Consider the following 18563-nt stretch of genomic DNA (forward strand, 5'->3'; position numbering starts at 1 on the left):
AAAAACATGCCCCGGCTGGTCCGCAACAATCTCGCGGTTTACGACGATCTCGCCGACCGATGGTGGGACCCGCGCGGCCCATTCGCCGGCCTGGGCTGGCTGGCGGCCAGTCGGGCCGAGCAAATCCGGCCGGCCGCCAACGGCTCGTCGGTGTTGGTGGACATCGCGTGCGGTGGCGGTCTCCTGCAGCCGTACGCGGCCGGCAAGGGCTATGTCCACATTGGAGTCGACCTGTCCCCGCGATCGCTGCAGGTGGCGCGTTCGCATGGCGTCCGGGCGATCCGCGCCGACATGAACCAGCTGCCGCTGGCCGACGAATGCGCCGAGGTGGTGGTCGCCGGCGAATGCCTCGAACACGTCCCCGATCCGTACCAGGTAGTCGCCGAATGTTGCCGGATCCTCAAACCCGGCGGTGTGCTGATCGTGGACACTGCCGCGAACACCGTTCTCGCTCGCGTTCTTGGCATCACCCTGCTGAAAAAACGCACCCTGTCCCGGCACGCCACCGCGCGGCACCCACGACCACCGGCTCTTCGTCGACCGCCGCCGCCTCATCCGTACCTGCGCCCGCCATGGCGTCACCATGCGCCTCACCGGTCTGCGCCCCCGTCTCCTGGACCTTCTGCTTTTCCTGCTGCGCCGCCGGCTCGCGGTCAAACTCGTCCCGATGGCCTGGACCGGCCTGCTGTTCCAAGGCGTCGGAACCAAGGCCGACACCCGACTTTTGCCGGGGCCCTGACTCCGGGTGTGGCACTCAAACGGCCAATCTCACGCTAAGCAACGAAAGTGGTCCGACCTGTCACCATCGGTCACGCTAGCTGGTTGACCTTGTTCAGTTGGCCCACCCCGACAAATGCCTCGCCGGGTATGTCAACTTTCTCAAGATCACCACCACCACATCAGGCATCTCACCGGGTGCGGCGCGAAACTGTCGTACCCCTCCGAGATTTGCCCCCACCCAGTGACGGGTGGGGGGCGGGTTTGAGGACCAATGTTCAACTAAAAATTAAGGTCTACCTCTCGACCCACCCCCCGCCCGTTCAAAGGGAGGGGGAAAGAAAAAAAACAGACACGTACGACAATTTCGCGCCGCACCCGGGGTAGAGATTGGTCACAAGAGCAAGCAGCTAGAGCGCGAGTTTGAAGCCAGCGTGACTCTTGGTGAAGCCGAGGCGTTCGTAGAAGCGGTGCGCGTCGGTGCGGCGGGTGTCGCTGGTCAGTTGGACGAGCGCGCAGCCGCGTTTGCGGGCCTCCTCGACGGCGGCTTCGATGAAGAAGGCGCCGAGGCCGGCACCGCGGCGCATGGAGCTGATCCGGACCGCCTCGATCTGGGCGCGCCAAGCCCCGTGGCGGGAAATCCCGGGGATGAAGGTGAGTTGCTGGGTGCCGATGATCTCGTCGTTCTCGGTGAGCACCCAGAGCAACTGGTTCGGGTCGGCGTCGAGCGCGTCGAAGGCCTCGAAATGTCCGTCGACGACTTCGGCGGTGATGCCGCGGGCAACCGAAACGGCGTCGTCGGCCAGCAGCGTGACGATGGCGGGCACGTCCTCGCGGCGGGCCCGCCGAATGTCCAGCGTCATCAGGAACTGGTCGGGAAGCCGAGGTTGATCCCGCCGTGTGACGGATCGAGCCAGCGCTGCGTGACGACTTTCCGCGGGTGTAGAAATGTACGCCCTCAGCCCCATGTACGTGCGTGTCGCCGAACAGCGAGTTTTTCCAGCCACCGAAGGAGAAATATGCCATCGGTACGGGGATCGGCACGTTGATGCCGACCATGCCGACCTCCACCTCGTGCTGGAAGCGGCGGGCCGCGCCGCCGTCGTTGGTGAAGATCGCGGTTCCGTTGCCGTATTGGTTGCTGTTAACCAAATCCAGCGCCTCAGCATAAGACTGCGCGCGTACGATCGACAGCACCGGGCCGAAAATCTCGTCGGTGTAGATGCTCATCTGCGGCGTCACCTGGTCGAAAAGTGTGGGACCGAGCCAGAAACCGCCCTCGTCGCCGGAGATCGGGTGGCCGCGGCCGTCCACCACCAGTTTGGCGCCGGCGGCCGTGCCAGCGTCCAAATAGGACGACACCTTTTCCAGGTGGGGTTTGGTGACCAGCGGTCCCATTTGCGAGTCCGGCCGCATTCCGTCGCCCACCGTGAGGTCGGCGATCCGGGTACGGATGCGGTCCACCAGTTCGTCGGCGACCGGTTCCACCGCCACCACGACGGAAATCGCCATGCAGCGCTCGCCGGCCGAGCCGAAACCGGCGTTGATCGCGGCGTCCGCGGCCAGGTCCAGGTCGGCGTCCGGCAGCACCACCATGTGGTTTTTCGCGCCACCCAACGCTTGTACGCGCTTGCCAGCGCCAGTCCCGGTTTCGTAGACATAGCGGGCGATCGGCGTCGAACCGACAAAAGACACCGCTCGTACGTCCGGATGGGTCAGCAGCCGGTCGACCGCGACTTTGTCACCGTGGACGACGTTGAAAACGCCGTCGGGCAGCCCGGCCGCAGTCAGCAACTGGCCAATCCGAACCGCGGCGGACGGGTCTTTTTCGCTGGGCTTCAACACAAACGTGTTACCGCAGGCGATCGCGATCGGGAACATCCACATCGGGACCATGGCGGGAAAATTGAAGGGAGTGATGCCGGCGACCACCACGCCGAGCGGCTGCCGGATCGAGTACGAGTCGACCGTACGCGAGACGTTCTCCGAAAACGCGCCCTTGAGCAGGTGCGGGATCCCGCAGGCAAATTCCACGACCTCGAGGCCGCGCTGCACCTCGCCGGCCGCATCGGACGCCACTTTGCCATGCTCGGAAGTGATCAGTGCGGCGATCTCGTCGCGGTTGCGGTGCAGCAGCTCGCGGAAGGCGAAAAGCACCTCCGTCCGCTTGGCCAGCGAGGTCGAGCCCCATTCGACGAAGGCTGCTTTCGCGGCGGCGACCGCGGTGTCCACATCGGACACCGACGCGAAGTCGACCTGCCGGCTGACCTCGCCGGTGGCCGGGTTGTAGACATCGCCGGTCCGCTCGGCCGTGCCGTCCCAGAGTTTTCCGTTGATCCAATGGGTGATATTGCTGCTCACTCGGTTCCCTCCACGGCGGCGATCGACTCGGTGAGGATGGCCAGGCCTTCGTCGGCATCCTCCTCGGACAGCGTAAGGGGCGGCGCGATCCGCAGAACGTTTCCGTGCAGGCCACCCTTGCCGATCAGCAGGCCGCGGCGGCGGGTTTCCTCCAGTATCGCGCCAGCGGCGGCCGCATTTGGGGTTTTCCCACCGGGGCGCACCAGTTCCACGCCGATCATGAGGCCCTTGCCGCGTACGTCCCCAACAATCGAGTCTTCGCTGGCCAGCGGCCGCAGCCCGGTCATCAGCTGGTTGCCGATTTTCAGTGCGTTCGCCTGAAGATCGTGGTCGCGTACGTAGTCCAAGGTGGCCAGCGCGGCGGCCGTCGACACCGACACCGGGTTGCCGCCGAAGGTGGAGATCGAGTTGGCGGACAGCGAGTCCATCAGGTCGCCGCGAGCCACCACGCCACCGATCGCGAGGCCGTTTCCGAGCCCCTTGGCGAAAGTCAGGATGTCCGGGGTGATGCCGTGCGACTGGTAACCCCAGAAATGCTCGCCGGTACGGCCCCAGCCAGTCTGCACCTCGTCAGAAATAAATGGGATCTCGTACTCGTCGAGAACCTCTTCGAGCGCACCGAAAAAGCCGTCCGGCGGAGTGGCGAAACCACCGACACCCTGGATCGGCTCGGCGATCATGCAGGCCACGTCGCCGGACGTGGTGGTCGCGATGATGTCCCGCAGGTCGTCGGCGATGGCCGCGTTGAACTGCTCGTCAGGCAGCTGACCGAAGGGGCTGCGATAGCGGTATCCGTTGTGTACGTACGAAACGTTCACCGGCGTCAGCGAGGACGCGGACCACCCGCGGTTGCCGGTAATGCCCATCGCCGCGTACGAGCGGCCATGATAACTGTTGCGCAGAGCCAAAACCTGGTTGCTGCGGCGGAACTGGGTGGCCAGCAGCAGAGCGGCCTCGTTGGCCTCGGTGCCGGAGCAGGTGAAGAACACCTTCGCGTCCGGGATGCCGGACAGCTCGGCGATCCGCTCGGCCAGCTCGACCTGGTGCCGGATCAGGTAGAGCGTCGAGGAGTGTACGACCCCGCTGGCCAGCTGTTTCGCGACCGCGTCGTTGATCTCCGGGACGCCGTAGCCGAGCATGTTGGTCAGGATGCCGGCGAAGAAGTCCAGGTAGGAGTTGCCGTCGCCGTCCTTGACCCGTACGCCGGCACCGCTGGCGATCTCGATCGGCTGCTCGTAGTAGAGCGCCATCCAGCTCGGCAACACCGCGCGATGGCGAGCCAGCAGATCGTCGGCCATGGTCCGTCCTCTCGTCACACCGGGAAGGGCACACACGCCCACCCACCACCCTTGCCGGCAGGGCGCCCGCTGGCAAGAGACAGAGTGTCGGTTCCGGCTGCCGAGACAAGACAGACTGTCAGGTGATCACCGACAACCCGCGCCGATCGCCTTTACCGCGCGAAAGCGAGACGAGCCCTTCGATCAGCCGCTCGGTCTGCTCCTGCCGGGCCGGCTCGACGGCCCACTCCCGGCAGCCTTCGCGGCCGGCGAGGACGACCGCGACCTGACCAGCGGGGCAGGTGCGTACGCATCCGGACACAGTGACCGTGACCGCCTGCGGCCCGAGGCGCGCGTAGAGGCGCTGGCGGATCTGCCGGGCCTAGGCCTCGCCATCCCCCGGGCGGCAACGGCCGCAGATCAGCACCACGTCGCCGACTCGCTGGCTGCCAACCTCGACATCATTGTCGATGAGCACACCGACAATGTCGTACGCGATGCCGCGTTAGTTCCCGGAGCCGGTGGCGTCGTGCGACGAGCCGGTCGTGTCCAGGCCGATGGCGCGGACCAGGTCTTCGCGGGCGCGGGCCACCCGGGACCGGATGGTGCCGACCGGGCAGCCGCAGATCTCGGCGGCTTCCGCGTACGGCATGCCCAGGACCTGAGTCAGCACGAAGGCGTCTCGGCGGTCGTCCTGGAGGGCGTCGATGACCTGCCGAAGCAGGACTTCGTGCTGGTGGTCGGCGGTGTGCGCGCCGGCCCGGTCGGCCGCGTCGACCCAGTCGTCGAGCTGGCTCTGCTGCGGTCGTCGCTTGCGCAGCCGGAGGTGATCCGCGGCGACCCCGGCGGGCGATCGTCAGGAGCCAGATCCGGGCCGGCGCGCGGGCCGCGAACTTGGGCAGCGACGAGAAAGCACGCAAATACGTCTCTTGTACGAGGTCCTCGGCGTCGGCCGGCGACGACAAGTAGCTCAGCAGCCGATGCAGCTGGCGCTGGGTGGCCGCGACGAACCGCTCGGCAGCCAACCGGTCACCCTGGCCGGCGGCCAGCGCGTACTGGGTGATCTCCAGGTCGTCCACTAGGACACTGGCCCTCCATCCGGCAGTCGAATCGGCGTCAGAGCGTGACCAGCGCTCACCCTACGGCGCGACCGTTTCCGGACGGTTGCCACGGGCCTGCCAACTCTCGCCGCCAGTCGGGAACTTTGCCGCCGGCCGTACCGACTTCAAGGGTGTGGACATGCACTGCGAGCAGGCGCGGGAGGCGATCTCGGCCCTCCTGGACGACGAGGACCCCCCGGCGTCTCGCCAGTCGCTGTCGAAGAACATGTCACCGGGTGCGTTAGCTGCATGGCGTGGCGGGAGTCGGCCGCGGCGATCACCCGGATGACCCGGCTGGAACCGGCGGTGGCTACCCCGGACGTGACCGCCACCGTGCTCTCGCGGGTCCCGCTGCTCCGGCCGAGCCGCTGGCCAGGGCGGTTGCGGTGGGGGCTCGGGCTGATCGCGGCCGGTCAGTTCGCGGTCGGCGCGAGCCAGCTGTTGGCGCCGGCCGGCTCGGTCGCGGCGAGCGTCACCGTGATGACCGGCGGGCACATGTCACATGAAACGGGCGCCTTCAACATCGCTCTCGCGGTCGTGCTCGTCTGGGTCGCGCTGCGACCGGCGCAGGCGAGCACCCAACTGCCCGTACTGCTCAGCTTCGTCGCCGTCCTCACCTTCGCGGTCGCCGTCGACCTGCTGGACGGGGAGGTCGGGTGGGCGCGGCTGACCACCCACGTGCCGGTCGTCGTGGGCTTGCTCTTTACGGCGCTTTTGCGCAGGTACGGGTGGCCGTCGCTGGGCCCGAGCGGCCGCGCGGTCGCGGCTGGGCCGCTGTCCACAACCGCCGGCGACCAGGTCGCCCTCCGGGCCGCCACCAACCCGCCCGACCAGCACCACTCGCCGGCCGCCCACCGCCGCGCCGCCTGACCCTCTGTCGCCTCTGGCCCGGGCGGGAGGTCCGCGACGCCCCGTTTGCGTGCGCCGGACGCAAGCAGCGGGGCGTACGACGACTCCCCCGACCATCCACGAAATGCTGAAGATGAGATCCCTTATGTGAAGATAGGCCGAGTATCCACCCGCCTGGACGGGCGTCGATCCGCGGGTACGGGCGGTCCGACTCGCTACGGTGGGCTGGCGGCACGAGGGCGAGAGACAGGTCGGTGCGAGATGGCAGATGAGCAGGCTTCCGGCGGACGAGACCGGCGGCCTCCGTCGCCGGCCGTGGATCGCGCGCTGACCGTGCTGGAAACCCTGGTCAGCGCCAGTGAGCCGCTCACCTTGACCTCGCTGGCCAAGCAGACCCGGATCCCGCTGGCCACCTGCGCGGCGATCGTCTACACGCTGGAGGAGCGTGGGTACGCGAGCCGCCGGATTGTCGGTCGCAGCCACTTCTGGCGCCCCACGCTGCGTCTTTATGGACTCGCGACGCAGCTCGTACGCAAGATCGACCTGTCCGATCTCGCCCAGCCGCATCTGCGCGCGCTCGCCGACACGCTCGGCATGCCGGCGCACGTCGGGGTCCTTAACGGCCGCACTGTCGTGTACGTGGCGAAGGCCGCGCCGCCCGGTTTCATTCAGTTCGACACGTATCCCGGCAAGGTCGCGCCCTTCAATCTGACCGCGCTCGGCCGCGCGATCGCGGCGTATCTGCCGGATGTGGACCTCGTCCCGTTGCTTACTCAGCTCGCCGTCGGCACCGGCCCGAAAGCGCCGCCGCCCACCGCGAAGGCGCTGCGGACCGAGCTGGAAGTCGTACGAGCGCAGGGCTTCGCGGTCGAGGACGAGGAGGAGACGGCCGAGATCGCCTGCGTCGCCGCGCCCTTCTTCGACGCGGAAGGCCTGGTCGCCGGCTCGGTCGGCGTCACCGGCTTCTCTCGCGAGGTGACCGGCGACCGGCTCACGGCCGTCGTCGAGGCTGTCCGCGCCCAGGCCGCCGAGCTGTCCCGCCACCTCGGTCACTCACCTGCCTGAAAGTTGGGGGTGGTGGGAGAAGACAGCGGCGATTAGTCTTCGAATAGCCGGGTGAGTCTTCGGGATTTGGAAGTGTGATGATGGCCGTACGGGTGGCGTTGGTGGGGCTGGGGGACATTGGCCTGACCGCGCATTTGCCGGCTCTCGTACGGGCGGCGGGCGTACGGGTCGCCGCGCTGGTCGACCCTGACCCGTTGCGTCGCAAGCTCGCTGGCGACCTCGCGCCGGCCTACCCGGACATCGACGAAGTGCTGGCCGATGACGACATCGACGCGGTCGTGCTGGCGACGCCGCCGTGGGTGACCACCGGCGCGATCGTACGGGTCGCCACCGCGGGAAAGTTCGTGCTGGCCGAGAAACCGGTGGCGACCAGTGTCGCGGCCGCCGCGCCGCTGCTCGAACTTTCCCCGAATATCAGCGATCACGTGCAGGTTGGGCTGACTTACCGGCACGATCCGGCGATGGTCCAGTTGCGAGAGTGGATCGCCGACGGCGTGCTGGGCGAGCGATTGGTCGTACGCGCGCATATCTATGACGAGCGGCTCGACCCTGCCGATCCGGCGCATGCCGAACGGCTACGAAACACGTTGCGGCACGGGTTGCCGGTGCTGCACGAGGGCTCACATTTCTTCGACTGGCTGGCATATTTGCTCGGTGGCGAGCCCATGCGGATCGACGACGCCTGGTCGATGCGGACCGATCGCAGGGCTGAAGTGCCCAACCTGACCGGCGCGCGACTGACCTATCCGACTGGCCACATCGCAGTGGTCGAATGCGGTTGGCTGACCGCCGGGCTACCGCCGTGTGAGGTGAGCCTTCTGGGTGATCGCGGCTATGCGGTCCTGGACTGTCACACGTTCGCGCTGCGACTGTCCACTGAGGACGGTGACCGGGTGGTGGAGTTTCCCGGCGAGCGTACGCAGCGGTGCTTCGACCGGCAGGTGGAAAGATTTGTGGCTCTGGTCAACGGAAGTAGGCCGTCACCGAGCCTCGCCGACGGGTTGGCGGCGCTGCGGACCAGTGAACAGGTCGCGCGGGCCTGTGCGGAGGGGGAGGCATGAGCGTGCTGCGCTGGAGCGAGTGCACCCGAGGAGAGTTGTCAGCGGCGCTCCCGGAAGAAGCGCTGGTGGTCCTACCGATAGGTGCCACTGAACAGCATGGCCCGCACCTCGCCACTGGTACGGATGCGTTGCTGGCGACTGAAATCGTGGACCGTGCGGTGCCGGTCGCGCGCGCGCGCGCGCGGGCCGAGCGCGCGCTGGTGATCGCACCAACACTGTCGTACGGAGCATCCGACCATCATTTGCCTTTTGGCGGCACGCTTTCGCTGTCTGTCGAGACACTTCTGTCTGTGCTGGTGGACATTGGCCGGTCGGTAGCGGCTGGTGGTGGTCGCCGGCTGGTGATCGTCAACGGCCACGGTGGCAACCAGGGGGTTTGTCACGCGGCCGGCTCGGCGATTTCGACGCGCTATGCGGTGGCGGTCGCCCACCTGGACTACTGGTCCGTGCTGCCACCCGAGCCGCCGACCGCGCCCGGGCATGCCGGTGTTTTCGAGACATCCTTGGTTTTGGGCGTACGGCCGGATTTGGTACGAGATCGCCATCCGCGGGAAAACCTCCCGTCCGGGCCGAAAGTCGCGAACGCCGGGGTCCACTCCGCGGCGGTCTGGGACGACATCGACGGCTACACCGACGATCCGGCTCAGGCGACGGCCGTGGATGGTAAAGCGCGGCTGGATTTGTTGGTGTCCGAGATGGCGCTCCGCCTGGTCGAATGTGCGAGGCAACTGTGATCGACTTCCATACCCACACGCCAGCGTGGCACACCGCCAGCTGGCTGGCCGGTGCCGCTTTCGGCGCCGACGACTTCGCCGCTTTCATGGACTCCGCTGGGATCTCCGCCGCGGTAGTGTTGAGCCACGATGGCCTTTTCCACCCCACCCCGCAAGCCAACGACGAAGTCGCTGATTTCGTTGGCAAATACCCAGATCGGATGTTTGGCTTTTGTACGGTCAGCCCGCGGCAGCCGACCGCGGTCGCGGAGTTGGAGCGATGCTTTGGAAAGCTCGGCACGCGCGGGCTGAAGCTGCATCCGTGGTTGCAGGGCTTCAGCATGCATGAGCCGAGCCTGGACCCGATTTGTGAAGTGGTGCAGGCGGCCGGTGGGATTTTTTTGTCCCACGACGGAACTCCGCCCTACTCGACTGGCCTGCAGATCGCCGCGCTGGCCCGCCGGCATCCGAACCTGCCGGTGGTGCTCGGCCACGGCGGCCTGCATGACACCTGGCGAGAGTCGCTTGCGGCCGTACAGGAAACCGAGAACCTGTATTTGTGCATTTGCGGCACACCGCCGTACGCGGCCCGCCACATTCTGGAAAACGGCCCGCTGGACCGGATCCTGTTCGGTACGGACGCGGGGCTGAGCGAAAAGGCCAGTCAGGATTATGCGGTCGCGCGGGTGGCCGAGATCGATGGCTGGCGGATCAGCGATCGGGCCCGGCAGGCGATGCTGATCGACAATCCGGCCCGGTTGTTGGGTCTGCGGCAATGAAAGGCCCGGTGCTGGTGAGCGCGATCGATCGACACCGCGCACGTACGGATGCGGGCCCATCCGGATCTGGTTGTCCAGGGCGCGAAAGGGGCTCACGACCAGTCCGACTTTCTGCTCGTACGGGTGACCGCCAGCAACGGGCTGACTGGCTACGGCGAGGTCAGTGCGACGCCGTTGTGGAGTGGCGAGGACGGTACGACCGCGGACCACCTCATCCAAACGGTGCTCGCGCGCCGGCGCTGATAGGCAAACCACTGGCACCGGTCGGCGCCACGGAGTCCACAATGGACAGGCTGCTGGCTGGTAATCCGTTCACCAAGGCGGGGGTGGGGACCGCACTCTGGGACGTGTACGCGCGACTGTTGGACGTGCCGTTGGCGCAGGCGCTGGGTGGCCCGTACCGCACCGAAATCCCGATCAAGCTGTCGCTTTCCGGCGACGACGCTCACCTCACGAAAGTCTACGAGTCCGCGTCGGCCGCTGGGTTCCGGGCCTTCAAAGTCAAGGTCGGCTTGGGCGTCGAGGGTGATGATGTGGCCCGGATGGCGTTGGCCCGGAAATTGGTGGGGGAGCGCGGTTTTCTGGGAGTGGACGCCAACGGCGGGTGGAGTCGCGCGCAGGCTCGGCGGGCGATCCGGCTGCTCGCGCCGTATGGTCCGGCTTTCATTGAGCAGCCAACGCAACCCGGCGATCTGGAGGGGATGGCGGAGTTACGTTCTGAAGGCTTCCCGGTGATAGCGGACGAGTCGGTGTTCGGCATGGACGACCTGGTCCGGGTCATCCGAGCGAAAGCCGCTGACGTAATCAGTGTCTACATCGGAAAATCCGGCGGCCCAGGCCGGGCGGTGCAGCTTGGTCGTACGGCCGCGGCCTTCGGTTTGGGCTCGTTGCTGGGATCCAACGGTGAGCTGGGAGTCGGAGCCGCGGCCCAGCTGCAGGTGGCTTGCGCGTTGCCAGAGCTGACAACCGAATTCCCGTCCGACATCATCGGCGCGCATTACTACGCCGAGGACATTCTGGCCGAACGTTGGACAGCGACGGAGCTTTCATACGCCTGCCGGACGCGGCTGGCCTCGGCGTCCGGCTCGCGGACGAGGTTCTCGCGCTTTTCGATCGGAAGGAACAGCGGTGATCATCGACGCGCACGTACGGATCGGCGCGAGCCGAGAAGCCGCCCTGTCCGTCGCCGAACTGCTGTCCACAATGGACTCTGTCGGCATCGATCGAGCGCTGGTGGCTCCTTCGGAGCGGGAGATCGCATACGACAATGTGTCCGGAAACGCGGTCACCGCGGCGGCGGCGCGGGAGTCCAGCGGTCGACTTTTGCCTTATGCGGTAGCGAATCCGTGGCGAGAGGATGCGGTGGAGGTGGTGCGGGTCGCGGCCGACGCCGGCGCGGTCGCGCTCGCCGTCGATCCGGTGCTGCAGGGGTTTGACCTGCTTGACGGCCTGATCGAACCGTTGCTGGCGTTCGCGGCTGAGCAGGACTGGCTGGTCTATGTTCGTACCGGCACCCCGCCCACCGCGCGTTGCCGTTGCCGCTCGCGACGCTGGCTCGCCGCCATCCGGAGCAGCGTTTTCTGATGGGCCGCAGCGGCGCCACCGATTTCTGGATCGACGCGGTCCCGGCGCTGCGGCACGCGCCGAACCTGTTCGCGGACACGTCCTACGCGCCCTGGGACACCGTCCTCACCGGCTTCGCCGCCGATCCCGCGATCGGCACCGACCGGGTGGTTCTCGACCGATCTCCCCTACACCGTCGCCGAAGCCGAAGTAAAACGCATCCGCGACTGGAACATTGACGAAACCGCCCGCGCGGCCGTCTTCGGCGCTAACCTCACCCGCTTGCTTTCCCTTTAGCCACCGCAAATGTAGCGGTAGGGTTCACAAAACTGAACCGTACCGTTACATTCGGCGCAGGGCGTACCAACTCCAAAGGGCGGTCGCCAGCGTCGCCGCGCCGGCGCAGGCCATCGCGATCCCGGACTGCAGAAACTGGGCGACCGTACCGAAAAGTCCTGGACCGTGCCCTGCAATGTCATCAGTCCGGTGGAGAGAAGGCCGAAGGCCTGACCGCGCATGGACTCGTCCACGGCGTCGCGGAACCGTCGCTGGAGTCCGAGGGAGTATGCGAAACCGCAGCCAGTGACGGCTAACAGGGCACCGACCGCGAGCAGTGGCAGGCCGAGGGACATCGCGAGCAGTGGCGCGCCGCACAACGCGATCAGGGGCGCGACCAGTCGTTCCCTGGTCGACGGCCGAGCCAGCCGGCCGACCGCGAGGTTGCCGGAGAGCATCCCGACCGGTACGCATGCGAGCAGGAAACCGGTGGTGCCGGCGGGAAAGCCGCGCTCTGCAGCGTACGGGATGACCAGTGCTTCGGCGCCGGTCACGAACATCGCCGGCAACCACTGCGCGAACAACAGGCGGCGGATCGACCGGTCGCTCAGCAGTCGGAGATTTCCCTGCCAGCTTTGCCGGAACACCGATCCGGTAGCCGGTGCCGGCGCTGCCGAACGTGGGCAGTCCTATGTAGACAATCAGGCCGGCGACCAGGTGGCAGCCAGCGCAAATCAGCAGTGCGTGCGCGCGGCCCGAGGGCGCCGACCGCGATGCCGCCGATGCCGAGTCCGGCCAGTTGTGCGGCCGAGCCCATCATGCTGTTCAGTGAGCGGGAAAGCACGTACGTGTCACCGGTCAGTACGTCGGCGATGAGCCGGCCGCCGGCTGGACGCGGAGCCGAAAACCGGGGTGAGGCACGCGATCACGCCGACCAGCAGCAGGCTCGCCCAGACCGGGAGCCCGGCCAAAGCCAGCGCCAGCGCCGACCCGCACTCGACCGCGTAGCCGGCGACGATCAGGCCGCGCGGCGGCAGCCGGTCCGCGAGCGAGCCGATCAGGCTGGAGCCGATCACCTGCGGGAGGAAACCGATGCCGAAGGTGATCGCGCCGAGCAGCGGCGAGCCGGTGATTCCGTACACCAGCACCGAAAGTGCCACGATCCGGAGCGTGTCGGCGGCGATCGCGAGGGAGCGACTGCCGAACAGGACGCGGAAGGTGGAGCTGCTGAGAACCTCGCGATAGGTGGCGGGGCGGTCGAGCACTGTCATGCGGTCAGCTTTGCCGAGACGTCGTACGGCACGCGAATGATACGTCTACTGACGTAAGGTTAAGCGATGATCAGGCTGCTGGCTGGCGCCGAGGACGTGATGCGCAGCCGGTTCGCGCTGTCCCCCTTGTTCGAATTGGTCTGCCTGCTCAAAACGCTCTCTGGTTTCGAGCGGACCCGGCTGCCGGCCGCCTGGTCTGGTCGGTTGATGCCGACTTTTCGCCGGCTCAGAGCCGAAACCGACCTCGACGCGGTGCTCGCTCTGTTAGCACCCGGGTACGGCGCGGATTTCGTGTCCCCACCGCCGACCGGCGTCGCGCAGACGGTGGAGGCGGAGCTGCTGGCCGTACGAGCGACTCCGCTCGCGCAGGCGCGTCGAGAGATCGCGTACAGCGGCACGCTCCGGCCAGCCAGCGAGCGAGCCGCGAAAGTGTTGCGCCGCAAGGATGTGGTCGGCCGGATCGCGGACGCGTTGGAGGTGGCTTGGCGCGAGTTGGTCGCCGCGGACTGGCCGCAGTTGAGAGCGATTTGTGAGCGGGACGTGGTGCATCGAGCTGGTCTGCTCGGCCAGCGTGGGTGGGCGGCCGCGCTCGACGGGCTGCACGAACGCATCCGGTGGCGGGATGGCGCTATCGAGATGATGCGTACGTCCAGCCTAAAGACGGTTTCGCTGGAAGGCGCTGGCCTGCTGCTGATCCCATCGGTTTACATCTGGCCGGGTGTCGGCGTGGTCTCCGACGATCCATGGCCGCGGGCACTGATCTATCCGGCTCGTGGCGCGGCCGCCTTGTGGGAAGCCTCGCCAGACGCGGAAATCGGCGCGCTGGACGATCTCCTTGGTCGCTCCCGCGCGCACCTGCTGGTGGCCCTGGAAGCGCCGGCCAGCACCACCCAATTGGCCCGCAGTCTGGGATTCGCGACCGGTGCGGTGGGTGACCACCTCACCGTGTTGCGCCGCGCCGGCCTGCTCGACCGGGCTCGCGCTGGCCGATCGGTGCTCTATCGGCGTACGCCGCTGGGCGACGCGCTGGCTAGAAGCGGTATTCCAGAATCCGCATCGCGCGGCCAAACGCACGGACCTGGCGCATCAGGAAAAAGAACGGCCGAAGGCCTGGCCGAGAAACCAGCTCCGGATCGTCGGTGAGAAACCATTCCGAGACCAACCGCAGGCCCGGGACGAGATCTCCAGGTCGGCCGGATTGTCGATGCCCCAGTGGAAAGACGCGCCGGTCGACCGCAGGCTGGGATGGCTGCCAGCGTGCAGGTCAGGTAGGTGTTTTTCCGGCCTCTCGTAGCGCTAGCGCTCGGCGTGCTCGCAGGATGGGGATCGGGTCGATGGGGTGACGTAGTACGTGTCTTCCGATAGCGGCCGGGACGGTGCGGGTGAAATAGCTGCCGACGTCGATGTTCTGGCGGACCGCGTGTACGAGTTCTCGGGGAAGCTGTGAGCGGATCAGGCCCTGGGACACCTCGGCAAGGTCGGCTTGCCTGAATGCCTCGGTGAGTTCTGAGAATGGGCCTTGGTAGGACGTAAGGCGATGGTGATGGGCGACGACCACCGCGAGCTCGGCCGCCCAGGCGCCGCGGCCGGTGCGGAGCAGCCAAGCGTCCATGGTGCGGATCGACCGGCCGAGGTAGTTGAGCGAGGCAAATGAGTCGATGTCGTGGAACGCCGCGGCGATGGCAAGCTTGTCATCGCGATCGGGATCATTGACCACAAGCGCCCTAGCCAGGTTGAATACCCGATAGAGGTGACCGCGGTAGCCCGCCCAGCCGCGTTCATCGCCGAGGGCGTGATCTTGATGGACCTGAAGAATCTCCTCAGCGAGCGGATGCGTGGAGATGAGGTCGATCACCTCGCCCACACACCTGTCGCCGCCGTATCGCGCGCGAATTCCTGGAAGTCTCGCGGCTCCCCGCCCGAGCGCCTGCCGCACTCCATCGGTCACGTACGCGTTGCGGCCGTCAAGGACAACACTGGCGACCTCGCTCAACGCTGCCACGTAGTCACCCGGAACGCCTTCGCCGTCTAGTGCCGCGGCAAATTGCTCCAACGACACGGGCTGATAGGTAATCGCCTGCCCGGAGGCCCGCTCGATTGCGGCAATCGCGTCGGGGAAGGTGAGCAGCCGGGGGCCGGTGACTTCGTAGAGCCGGCCGATGTGCTTGTCGTCAGTGAGCGCCGCCACCACGACCTCAGCGATGTCGTCGGCGTCAACGAACGGTTCCGGGACATCTGTGGCGGTGAAGGCGAAGGTTCCGCCACGTATCGAGGCGAGGAAGAACTTCTCGCTGAAGTTCTGCGAGAAGAAACTGGACCGTACGATCGTCCACTCAGCACCAGATGCACGGAGTTCTCGCTCGGCTCGCTCCGCCTGCTCCTCACCGCGCCCGGACAGCAAGACCAGCCGACGTACTCCACAGGCTACGGCCAAATCGGCGAAACTTCGGACCGCCTCTACGGCGCCCGCGAACACCAGGTCGGGGTAGTAGACCACATACACGGACTTGACATTGTCCAGCGCCGGCGCCCAGGTGGACTGATCCTGCCAGTCAAAGGGCGGCGTACCCGAACGAGAGCCGATCCGCAGCGAAACGCCACGATCGTCAAGAATTTTCGCGACCCGGCTTCCGGTAGTTCCGGTGCCGCATAAAACCAGGACTGGGCGCTGGTCATTAGTGGTATCTGCCATGTGAATCAGGATCACTCGCATCGGTGACTTCGACCATGTCCGCGACACTCAACTCCATAAGTCAGCGTCTAGTTTCCGTAGACGCATCTCGTCCGCTACGTGTGATGAGGTCAATTCCGCGGTCCCGGACGCTGGCAAGGGTGCAAGAGGCTTCCCCCGATCGTCCCCTTCGCCATACGCTCGTTGCCTATCCAGGAAATTGTTCACGTTCTGCTTGCCTGTCCAGGTGATTACCTCTCGACGCATCTGTGGGTCGACACTCAAATCGTGGCCCGGTAGGTCTCGTTCGTACACGATCATTACAGTCCCCGAACAATAGATACCTAGGCTGAGGCAGCAAGGCGACCGACAGGAAAGATACATTTTCGAATCACATTCTGGAGGAGCAGTGCGTACCTTGAAAGAATGCTCGTCTCGGGTTTGGCGACCCCTGGTGTACGGGGTGATGTTGCCGGCAATGCTCGTTGCGGCGATCGGTCTGGCTGGTTGCCCAGGCCGCGAGCCGGCCGCCAGTTCTGCCGCATCGGCGATGGAGAACGCGACAAGCAACCGAGCAACGGGACCATTCCGCGTACGCGGCAACGAAATTGTCGGCGCGAACAATAAGCAGTTCGTTGAGTACGGATTCGTCACCTACTGTCTGGCGCACCTTTCCGAGACCGGATGCACGCCGACAAGCTCTGGTGGCGCGGATCCTGACCTGGCCCGGATACGTGCTGCGGGGACGTTCTGGCACGCGACCGCCGATCGGATCCAAGCCGCCCAGGAAGACCTGTTCGACAAGGCCCCTTATGACTCCGGCTATCTCGCCCGGTTGGATGCCGAAGTCGCCGAAGCGAACAGCCTCGGCATGGTCGCCATCGTCACCCTGCAGGAGGAGCCGTTCAAGACGGCAGGACCGCCGCTGCCCACTGCCTCCGCCGCCCGATTCTGGCAGTTCATGGCCGACCACTACAAGAACAGCCCCATGGTGATGTTCGATCTGTACAACGAACCTCACCTCAAGGCCTACCACGGGTCAGACTGGCTGTGGAACATCTGGCGCAACGGCGGCACCGTTGACGAACCCGGACCACCCGCCATTCATGACACCTTCGTGGGAATGCAGACCGTCGCCAACGACATCCGCGCGGCCGGCGCCGACAACGTAATCATCGCCGAAGGCAACCAGACCGACCACGACCTGTCCGGCATCCCCCGATATGCCCTGACCGGAGCAAACATCGCCTACGGCATGGAATCGGGCTTGCGCCCTGGCCTCGACGACACACCAGCCAGATGGGCGGCTGACTGGGGAAACCTCTCCGCCTCCGTACCCATCATGATGCAGGCATGGAAAGGTTGGCCAGGCTCCAACGACTGCAACACGAACGCCCCTGCCCCTGCCCCCTCCTACCGCAGGAGATGACCTACCTGCGGTCCAAACACCTCGGCATGATCGTCTGGTCACTGCAGGGCGGCAACACGATCATTAGCGGAAACCTGGAACACCCCACCACCTATCAGGGCGTTTCCACGCAGCCTTGCACACCACATCACAAAGGCACGCCGCACAAGACCGCCAAACTCAGCAAGGACAGGCCGACGCCCAAACCAGGAAAAGGCACATCCGACACCACCGGCCCGGGAACACTCATCCTGAACTTCTTCCGAAACGGCAATCCATGAGCAGACCCTCATTCCGTCCTTAGCGGGGCTGTATCACGAACGGTCTTTTTATCCGGGTCCGTAACACCGTTCGTGTTACGGACCCGGACTTTGACAGCACCCTGACCGCGATGGGTTACCCGGTCTGGCGGTGTCGGAAGCTGCGGGCGGCACAGCTGGCGCGGAGCAGACCCGAACCGGTCCGGGTCTGAAGGCCTGACAGACTGAGGTAGGAGTGCGGGCGACGAAGGAGACCGGATGCGAGCCGAGGTTTCCGGCGGCCCTGGCGAGGGCGCGGGAGTGGCCGAGTTCGAGGCCGCCCGGCCCCGGTTGTTCGCCATCGCATACCGGCTGCTCGGTTCGGCGAGCGAGGCCGAGGATGCGGTGCAGGACAGCTATCTCCGGTGGGCGAAGGCCGATCGGGAGGCGATCGCGGCACCGGTTGCCTGGTTGACGAAGGTGGTGACCAACCTCTGCCTCACCCGGCTCACCTCGGCGCGGGCCCGTCGTGAGCGGTATGTCGGGATGTTTTTGCCAGAGCCGATCCGGACCGACCTGTCCTCGTCGGATCCGCTGGTCACCGTTGAACAGCGCGAATCGCTTTCGATCGGCATGCTCGTCCTGCTGGAGCAGCTGACCCCGGCGGAGCGGGCAGTTTTCGTGCTGCGGGAAGCGTTTTCGTACGGGCACCGGGAGATCGCCGAAGTGCTGGACATCTCCGAGGCCAACTCGCAGCAGTTGCTCGTACGCGCACGTGGACGGTTGGCCGGCGAGAGCCGTCGGTTTGACGCCACCCAGGACAAATGGCGGGAGCTGGTGGCGGAGTTCCTGGCGGCGGCGACCGTTCCCGGCTGGAGCGGCTGCTCGCCGAGGACGTGACCGCCTGGGCGGACGGCGGCGGCCGGATCCCGGTGGCCAGGCGCCCGATCATCGGCCCGGCGAAGGTGGCCCGCTACCTTTTCGCCTGGTTGGGCCGGTTGGGCGAGGTGCGGGACGTGGTGCTGGAAACGACGCCCGTGGAGCTGAATGGGCAACCGGGACTGGTGATCACGTACGGCGAATATGTCGTGGCGGCCACGGTCCTGGAGTTGGTGGGCGGTCGGGTGGCTGGCGTGCGGACCATTGCCCATCCGGAGAAGTTGGCCTATCTCGCAAGGCAGCGTTCGCGGCGCCCGAGCGAGGCCGAACTGCT

The 18563-nt window shown here is 66.3% G+C and carries 19 protein-coding genes and 4 pseudogenes; 15 read left to right on the top strand and 8 right to left on the bottom strand.

Features of this window, described 5'->3' with window-relative positions:
• Nucleotides 1-6: 6 nt before the first annotated feature.
• Entirely contained in the window at nucleotides 7-777 is a 771-nt protein-coding gene (locus tag GNX96_RS32920; RefSeq protein ID WP_279582118.1) for a class I SAM-dependent methyltransferase, read from the top strand.
• 350 nt (nucleotides 778-1127) lie between these two features.
• On the opposite strand, the gene GNX96_RS32925 is transcribed toward GNX96_RS32920, so the two are convergent.
• The 5 genes and pseudogenes from GNX96_RS32925 to GNX96_RS32945 all read right to left on the bottom strand — a co-directional run bounded on the left by GNX96_RS32925 (nucleotide 1128) and on the right by GNX96_RS32945 (nucleotide 5434).
• Complete coding sequence (locus tag GNX96_RS32925) at nucleotides 1128-1580, bottom strand: GNAT family N-acetyltransferase (protein WP_163571858.1); 453 nt, start codon at nucleotides 1578-1580, stop codon at nucleotides 1128-1130.
• A pseudogene (locus tag GNX96_RS32930) lies at nucleotides 1580-3078 on the bottom strand (CoA-acylating methylmalonate-semialdehyde dehydrogenase). Before GNX96_RS32930 ends, GNX96_RS32925 begins: the two are co-directional and overlap by 1 nt.
• The gene (locus GNX96_RS32935; protein WP_163571859.1) at nucleotides 3075-4376 is read right to left on the bottom strand and encodes an aspartate aminotransferase family protein; all 1302 of its coding nucleotides are present in this window, start codon (nucleotides 4374-4376) and stop codon (nucleotides 3075-3077) included. The pseudogene GNX96_RS32930 and the gene GNX96_RS32935 overlap by 4 nt, the downstream one beginning before the upstream one ends.
• Nucleotides 4377-4494: 118 nt before the next feature.
• Nucleotides 4495-4677, bottom strand: coding sequence for a hypothetical protein (locus GNX96_RS32940; RefSeq protein WP_163571860.1), 183 nt, complete (start codon nucleotides 4675-4677; stop codon nucleotides 4495-4497).
• 183 nt (nucleotides 4678-4860) lie between these two features.
• Nucleotides 4861-5434: pseudogene (locus tag GNX96_RS32945) on the bottom strand (sigma-70 family RNA polymerase sigma factor).
• 270 nt (nucleotides 5435-5704) lie between these two features.
• Here GNX96_RS32945 and GNX96_RS32950 point away from each other — a divergent pair.
• From GNX96_RS32950 to GNX96_RS57065, 9 genes and pseudogenes are all read left to right on the top strand, one after another.
• Nucleotides 5705-6325, top strand: a complete 621-nt coding sequence (locus tag GNX96_RS32950; RefSeq protein WP_163571861.1) for a hypothetical protein — start codon at nucleotides 5705-5707, stop codon at nucleotides 6323-6325.
• A gap of 240 nt (nucleotides 6326-6565) precedes the next feature.
• On the top strand, nucleotides 6566-7369 hold the full coding sequence (locus GNX96_RS32955) for an IclR family transcriptional regulator (RefSeq protein ID WP_163571862.1): 804 nt from the start codon (nucleotides 6566-6568) through the stop codon (nucleotides 7367-7369).
• Between the two features lie 77 nt (nucleotides 7370-7446).
• Nucleotides 7447-8430, top strand: a complete 984-nt coding sequence (locus tag GNX96_RS32960; RefSeq protein WP_279582119.1) for a Gfo/Idh/MocA family protein — start codon at nucleotides 7447-7449, stop codon at nucleotides 8428-8430.
• Nucleotides 8427-9164, top strand: coding sequence for a creatininase family protein (locus GNX96_RS32965; RefSeq protein WP_163571863.1), 738 nt, complete (start codon nucleotides 8427-8429; stop codon nucleotides 9162-9164). Before GNX96_RS32960 ends, GNX96_RS32965 begins: the two co-directional genes overlap by 4 nt.
• Nucleotides 9161-9922 carry an amidohydrolase family protein gene (locus tag GNX96_RS32970; RefSeq protein WP_163571864.1) on the top strand — a complete coding sequence of 254 codons (762 nt, stop codon included), beginning with the start codon at nucleotides 9161-9163 and terminating at the stop codon, nucleotides 9920-9922. Before GNX96_RS32965 ends, GNX96_RS32970 begins: the two co-directional genes overlap by 4 nt.
• A 48-nt stretch (nucleotides 9923-9970) precedes the next feature.
• Nucleotides 9971-10165: a hypothetical protein gene (locus tag GNX96_RS57050; protein WP_279582120.1), complete on the top strand. Its 195-nt coding sequence runs from the start codon at nucleotides 9971-9973 to the stop codon at nucleotides 10163-10165.
• A 41-nt stretch (nucleotides 10166-10206) separates the two neighbouring features.
• Nucleotides 10207-10833 (top strand): annotated as a pseudogene (locus GNX96_RS65410) (mandelate racemase/muconate lactonizing enzyme family protein); the annotation flags it as partial.
• Nucleotides 10834-11050: 217 nt separating this feature from the next.
• Nucleotides 11051-11506: an amidohydrolase family protein gene (locus GNX96_RS57060; protein ID WP_279582122.1), complete on the top strand. Its 456-nt coding sequence runs from the start codon at nucleotides 11051-11053 to the stop codon at nucleotides 11504-11506.
• The gene (locus GNX96_RS57065; protein WP_279582123.1) at nucleotides 11506-11724 is read left to right on the top strand and encodes a hypothetical protein; all 219 of its coding nucleotides are present in this window, start codon (nucleotides 11506-11508) and stop codon (nucleotides 11722-11724) included. Before GNX96_RS57060 ends, GNX96_RS57065 begins: the two co-directional genes overlap by 1 nt.
• A 54-nt stretch (nucleotides 11725-11778) precedes the next feature.
• Here the strand turns inward: GNX96_RS57065 and GNX96_RS57070 are convergent, their stop codons facing one another.
• Both GNX96_RS57070 and GNX96_RS57075 read right to left on the bottom strand, forming a co-directional pair.
• Nucleotides 11779-12408 (bottom strand): MFS transporter, encoded by a 630-nt coding sequence (locus tag GNX96_RS57070; RefSeq protein ID WP_279582124.1) that lies wholly within the window; start codon nucleotides 12406-12408, stop codon nucleotides 11779-11781.
• A gap of 204 nt (nucleotides 12409-12612) precedes the next feature.
• A complete protein-coding gene (locus tag GNX96_RS57075; RefSeq protein ID WP_279582125.1) occupies nucleotides 12613-13032 on the bottom strand; it encodes an MFS transporter in 420 nt (139 codons plus the stop codon).
• Nucleotides 13033-13098: 66 nt separating this feature from the next.
• Here GNX96_RS57075 and GNX96_RS32990 point away from each other — a divergent pair, with 66 nt between their 5' ends.
• Nucleotides 13099-14175, top strand: coding sequence for a DUF5937 family protein (locus GNX96_RS32990; protein WP_163571865.1), 1077 nt, complete (start codon nucleotides 13099-13101; stop codon nucleotides 14173-14175).
• Nucleotides 14176-14296: 121 nt separating this feature from the next.
• Here GNX96_RS32990 and GNX96_RS57080 read toward each other — a convergent pair whose 3' ends face one another.
• The gene (locus tag GNX96_RS57080; RefSeq protein WP_279582126.1) at nucleotides 14297-15724 is read right to left on the bottom strand and encodes an NmrA family NAD(P)-binding protein; all 1428 of its coding nucleotides are present in this window, start codon (nucleotides 15722-15724) and stop codon (nucleotides 14297-14299) included.
• A gap of 445 nt (nucleotides 15725-16169) precedes the next feature.
• Between GNX96_RS57080 and GNX96_RS33005 the strand changes: the two genes are divergently transcribed.
• From GNX96_RS33005 to GNX96_RS57085, 4 genes and pseudogenes are all read left to right on the top strand, one after another.
• Complete coding sequence (locus GNX96_RS33005) at nucleotides 16170-17132, top strand: cellulase family glycosylhydrolase (RefSeq protein ID WP_279582127.1); 963 nt, start codon at nucleotides 16170-16172, stop codon at nucleotides 17130-17132.
• Nucleotides 17129-17392, top strand: coding sequence for a hypothetical protein (locus GNX96_RS33010; protein WP_163571868.1), 264 nt, complete (start codon nucleotides 17129-17131; stop codon nucleotides 17390-17392). Before GNX96_RS33005 ends, GNX96_RS33010 begins: the two co-directional genes overlap by 4 nt.
• A gap of 237 nt (nucleotides 17393-17629) precedes the next feature.
• On the top strand, nucleotides 17630-18250 hold the full coding sequence (locus GNX96_RS33015) for a sigma-70 family RNA polymerase sigma factor (protein ID WP_279582128.1): 621 nt from the start codon (nucleotides 17630-17632) through the stop codon (nucleotides 18248-18250).
• Nucleotides 18247-18563 (top strand): annotated as a pseudogene (locus GNX96_RS57085) (hypothetical protein); the annotation flags it as partial. The gene GNX96_RS33015 and the pseudogene GNX96_RS57085, both read left to right, overlap by 4 nt.

Source organism: Fodinicola feengrottensis (genome assembly GCF_010993775.1).
GTDB classification, from domain to species: Bacteria; Actinomycetota; Actinomycetes; order Mycobacteriales; family HKI-0501; genus Fodinicola; species Fodinicola feengrottensis.

Excerpts from the sequence above, each read along its gene's own strand:
- GNX96_RS57065 (WP_279582123.1), top strand. The coding sequence starts at position 11,506 with ATGGGCCGCAGCGGCGCCACCGATTTCTGGATCGACGCGGTCCCGGCG.
- GNX96_RS33010 (WP_163571868.1), top strand. The coding sequence starts at position 17,129 with ATGACCTACCTGCGGTCCAAACACCTCGGCATGATCGTCTGGTCACTG.
- GNX96_RS33005 (WP_279582127.1), top strand. The coding sequence starts at position 16,170 with ATGTTGCCGGCAATGCTCGTTGCGGCGATCGGTCTGGCTGGTTGCCCA.
- GNX96_RS32955 (WP_163571862.1), top strand. The coding sequence starts at position 6,566 with ATGGCAGATGAGCAGGCTTCCGGCGGACGAGACCGGCGGCCTCCGTCG.
- GNX96_RS32960 (WP_279582119.1), top strand. The coding sequence starts at position 7,447 with ATGATGGCCGTACGGGTGGCGTTGGTGGGGCTGGGGGACATTGGCCTG.
- GNX96_RS32990 (WP_163571865.1), top strand. The coding sequence starts at position 13,099 with ATGATCAGGCTGCTGGCTGGCGCCGAGGACGTGATGCGCAGCCGGTTC.
- GNX96_RS57080 (WP_279582126.1), bottom strand. The coding sequence starts at position 15,724 with ATGGCAGATACCACTAATGACCAGCGCCCAGTCCTGGTTTTATGCGGC.
- GNX96_RS57075 (WP_279582125.1), bottom strand. The coding sequence starts at position 13,032 with ATGACAGTGCTCGACCGCCCCGCCACCTATCGCGAGGTTCTCAGCAGC.
- GNX96_RS32950 (WP_163571861.1), top strand. The coding sequence starts at position 5,705 with ATGGCGTGGCGGGAGTCGGCCGCGGCGATCACCCGGATGACCCGGCTG.
- GNX96_RS32965 (WP_163571863.1), top strand. The coding sequence starts at position 8,427 with ATGAGCGTGCTGCGCTGGAGCGAGTGCACCCGAGGAGAGTTGTCAGCG.
- GNX96_RS32925 (WP_163571858.1), bottom strand. The coding sequence starts at position 1,580 with ATGACGCTGGACATTCGGCGGGCCCGCCGCGAGGACGTGCCCGCCATC.
- GNX96_RS32920 (WP_279582118.1), top strand. The coding sequence starts at position 7 with ATGCCCCGGCTGGTCCGCAACAATCTCGCGGTTTACGACGATCTCGCC.
- GNX96_RS32935 (WP_163571859.1), bottom strand. The coding sequence starts at position 4,376 with ATGGCCGACGATCTGCTGGCTCGCCATCGCGCGGTGTTGCCGAGCTGG.
- GNX96_RS57050 (WP_279582120.1), top strand. The coding sequence starts at position 9,971 with ATGCGGGCCCATCCGGATCTGGTTGTCCAGGGCGCGAAAGGGGCTCAC.
- GNX96_RS33015 (WP_279582128.1), top strand. The coding sequence starts at position 17,630 with ATGCGAGCCGAGGTTTCCGGCGGCCCTGGCGAGGGCGCGGGAGTGGCC.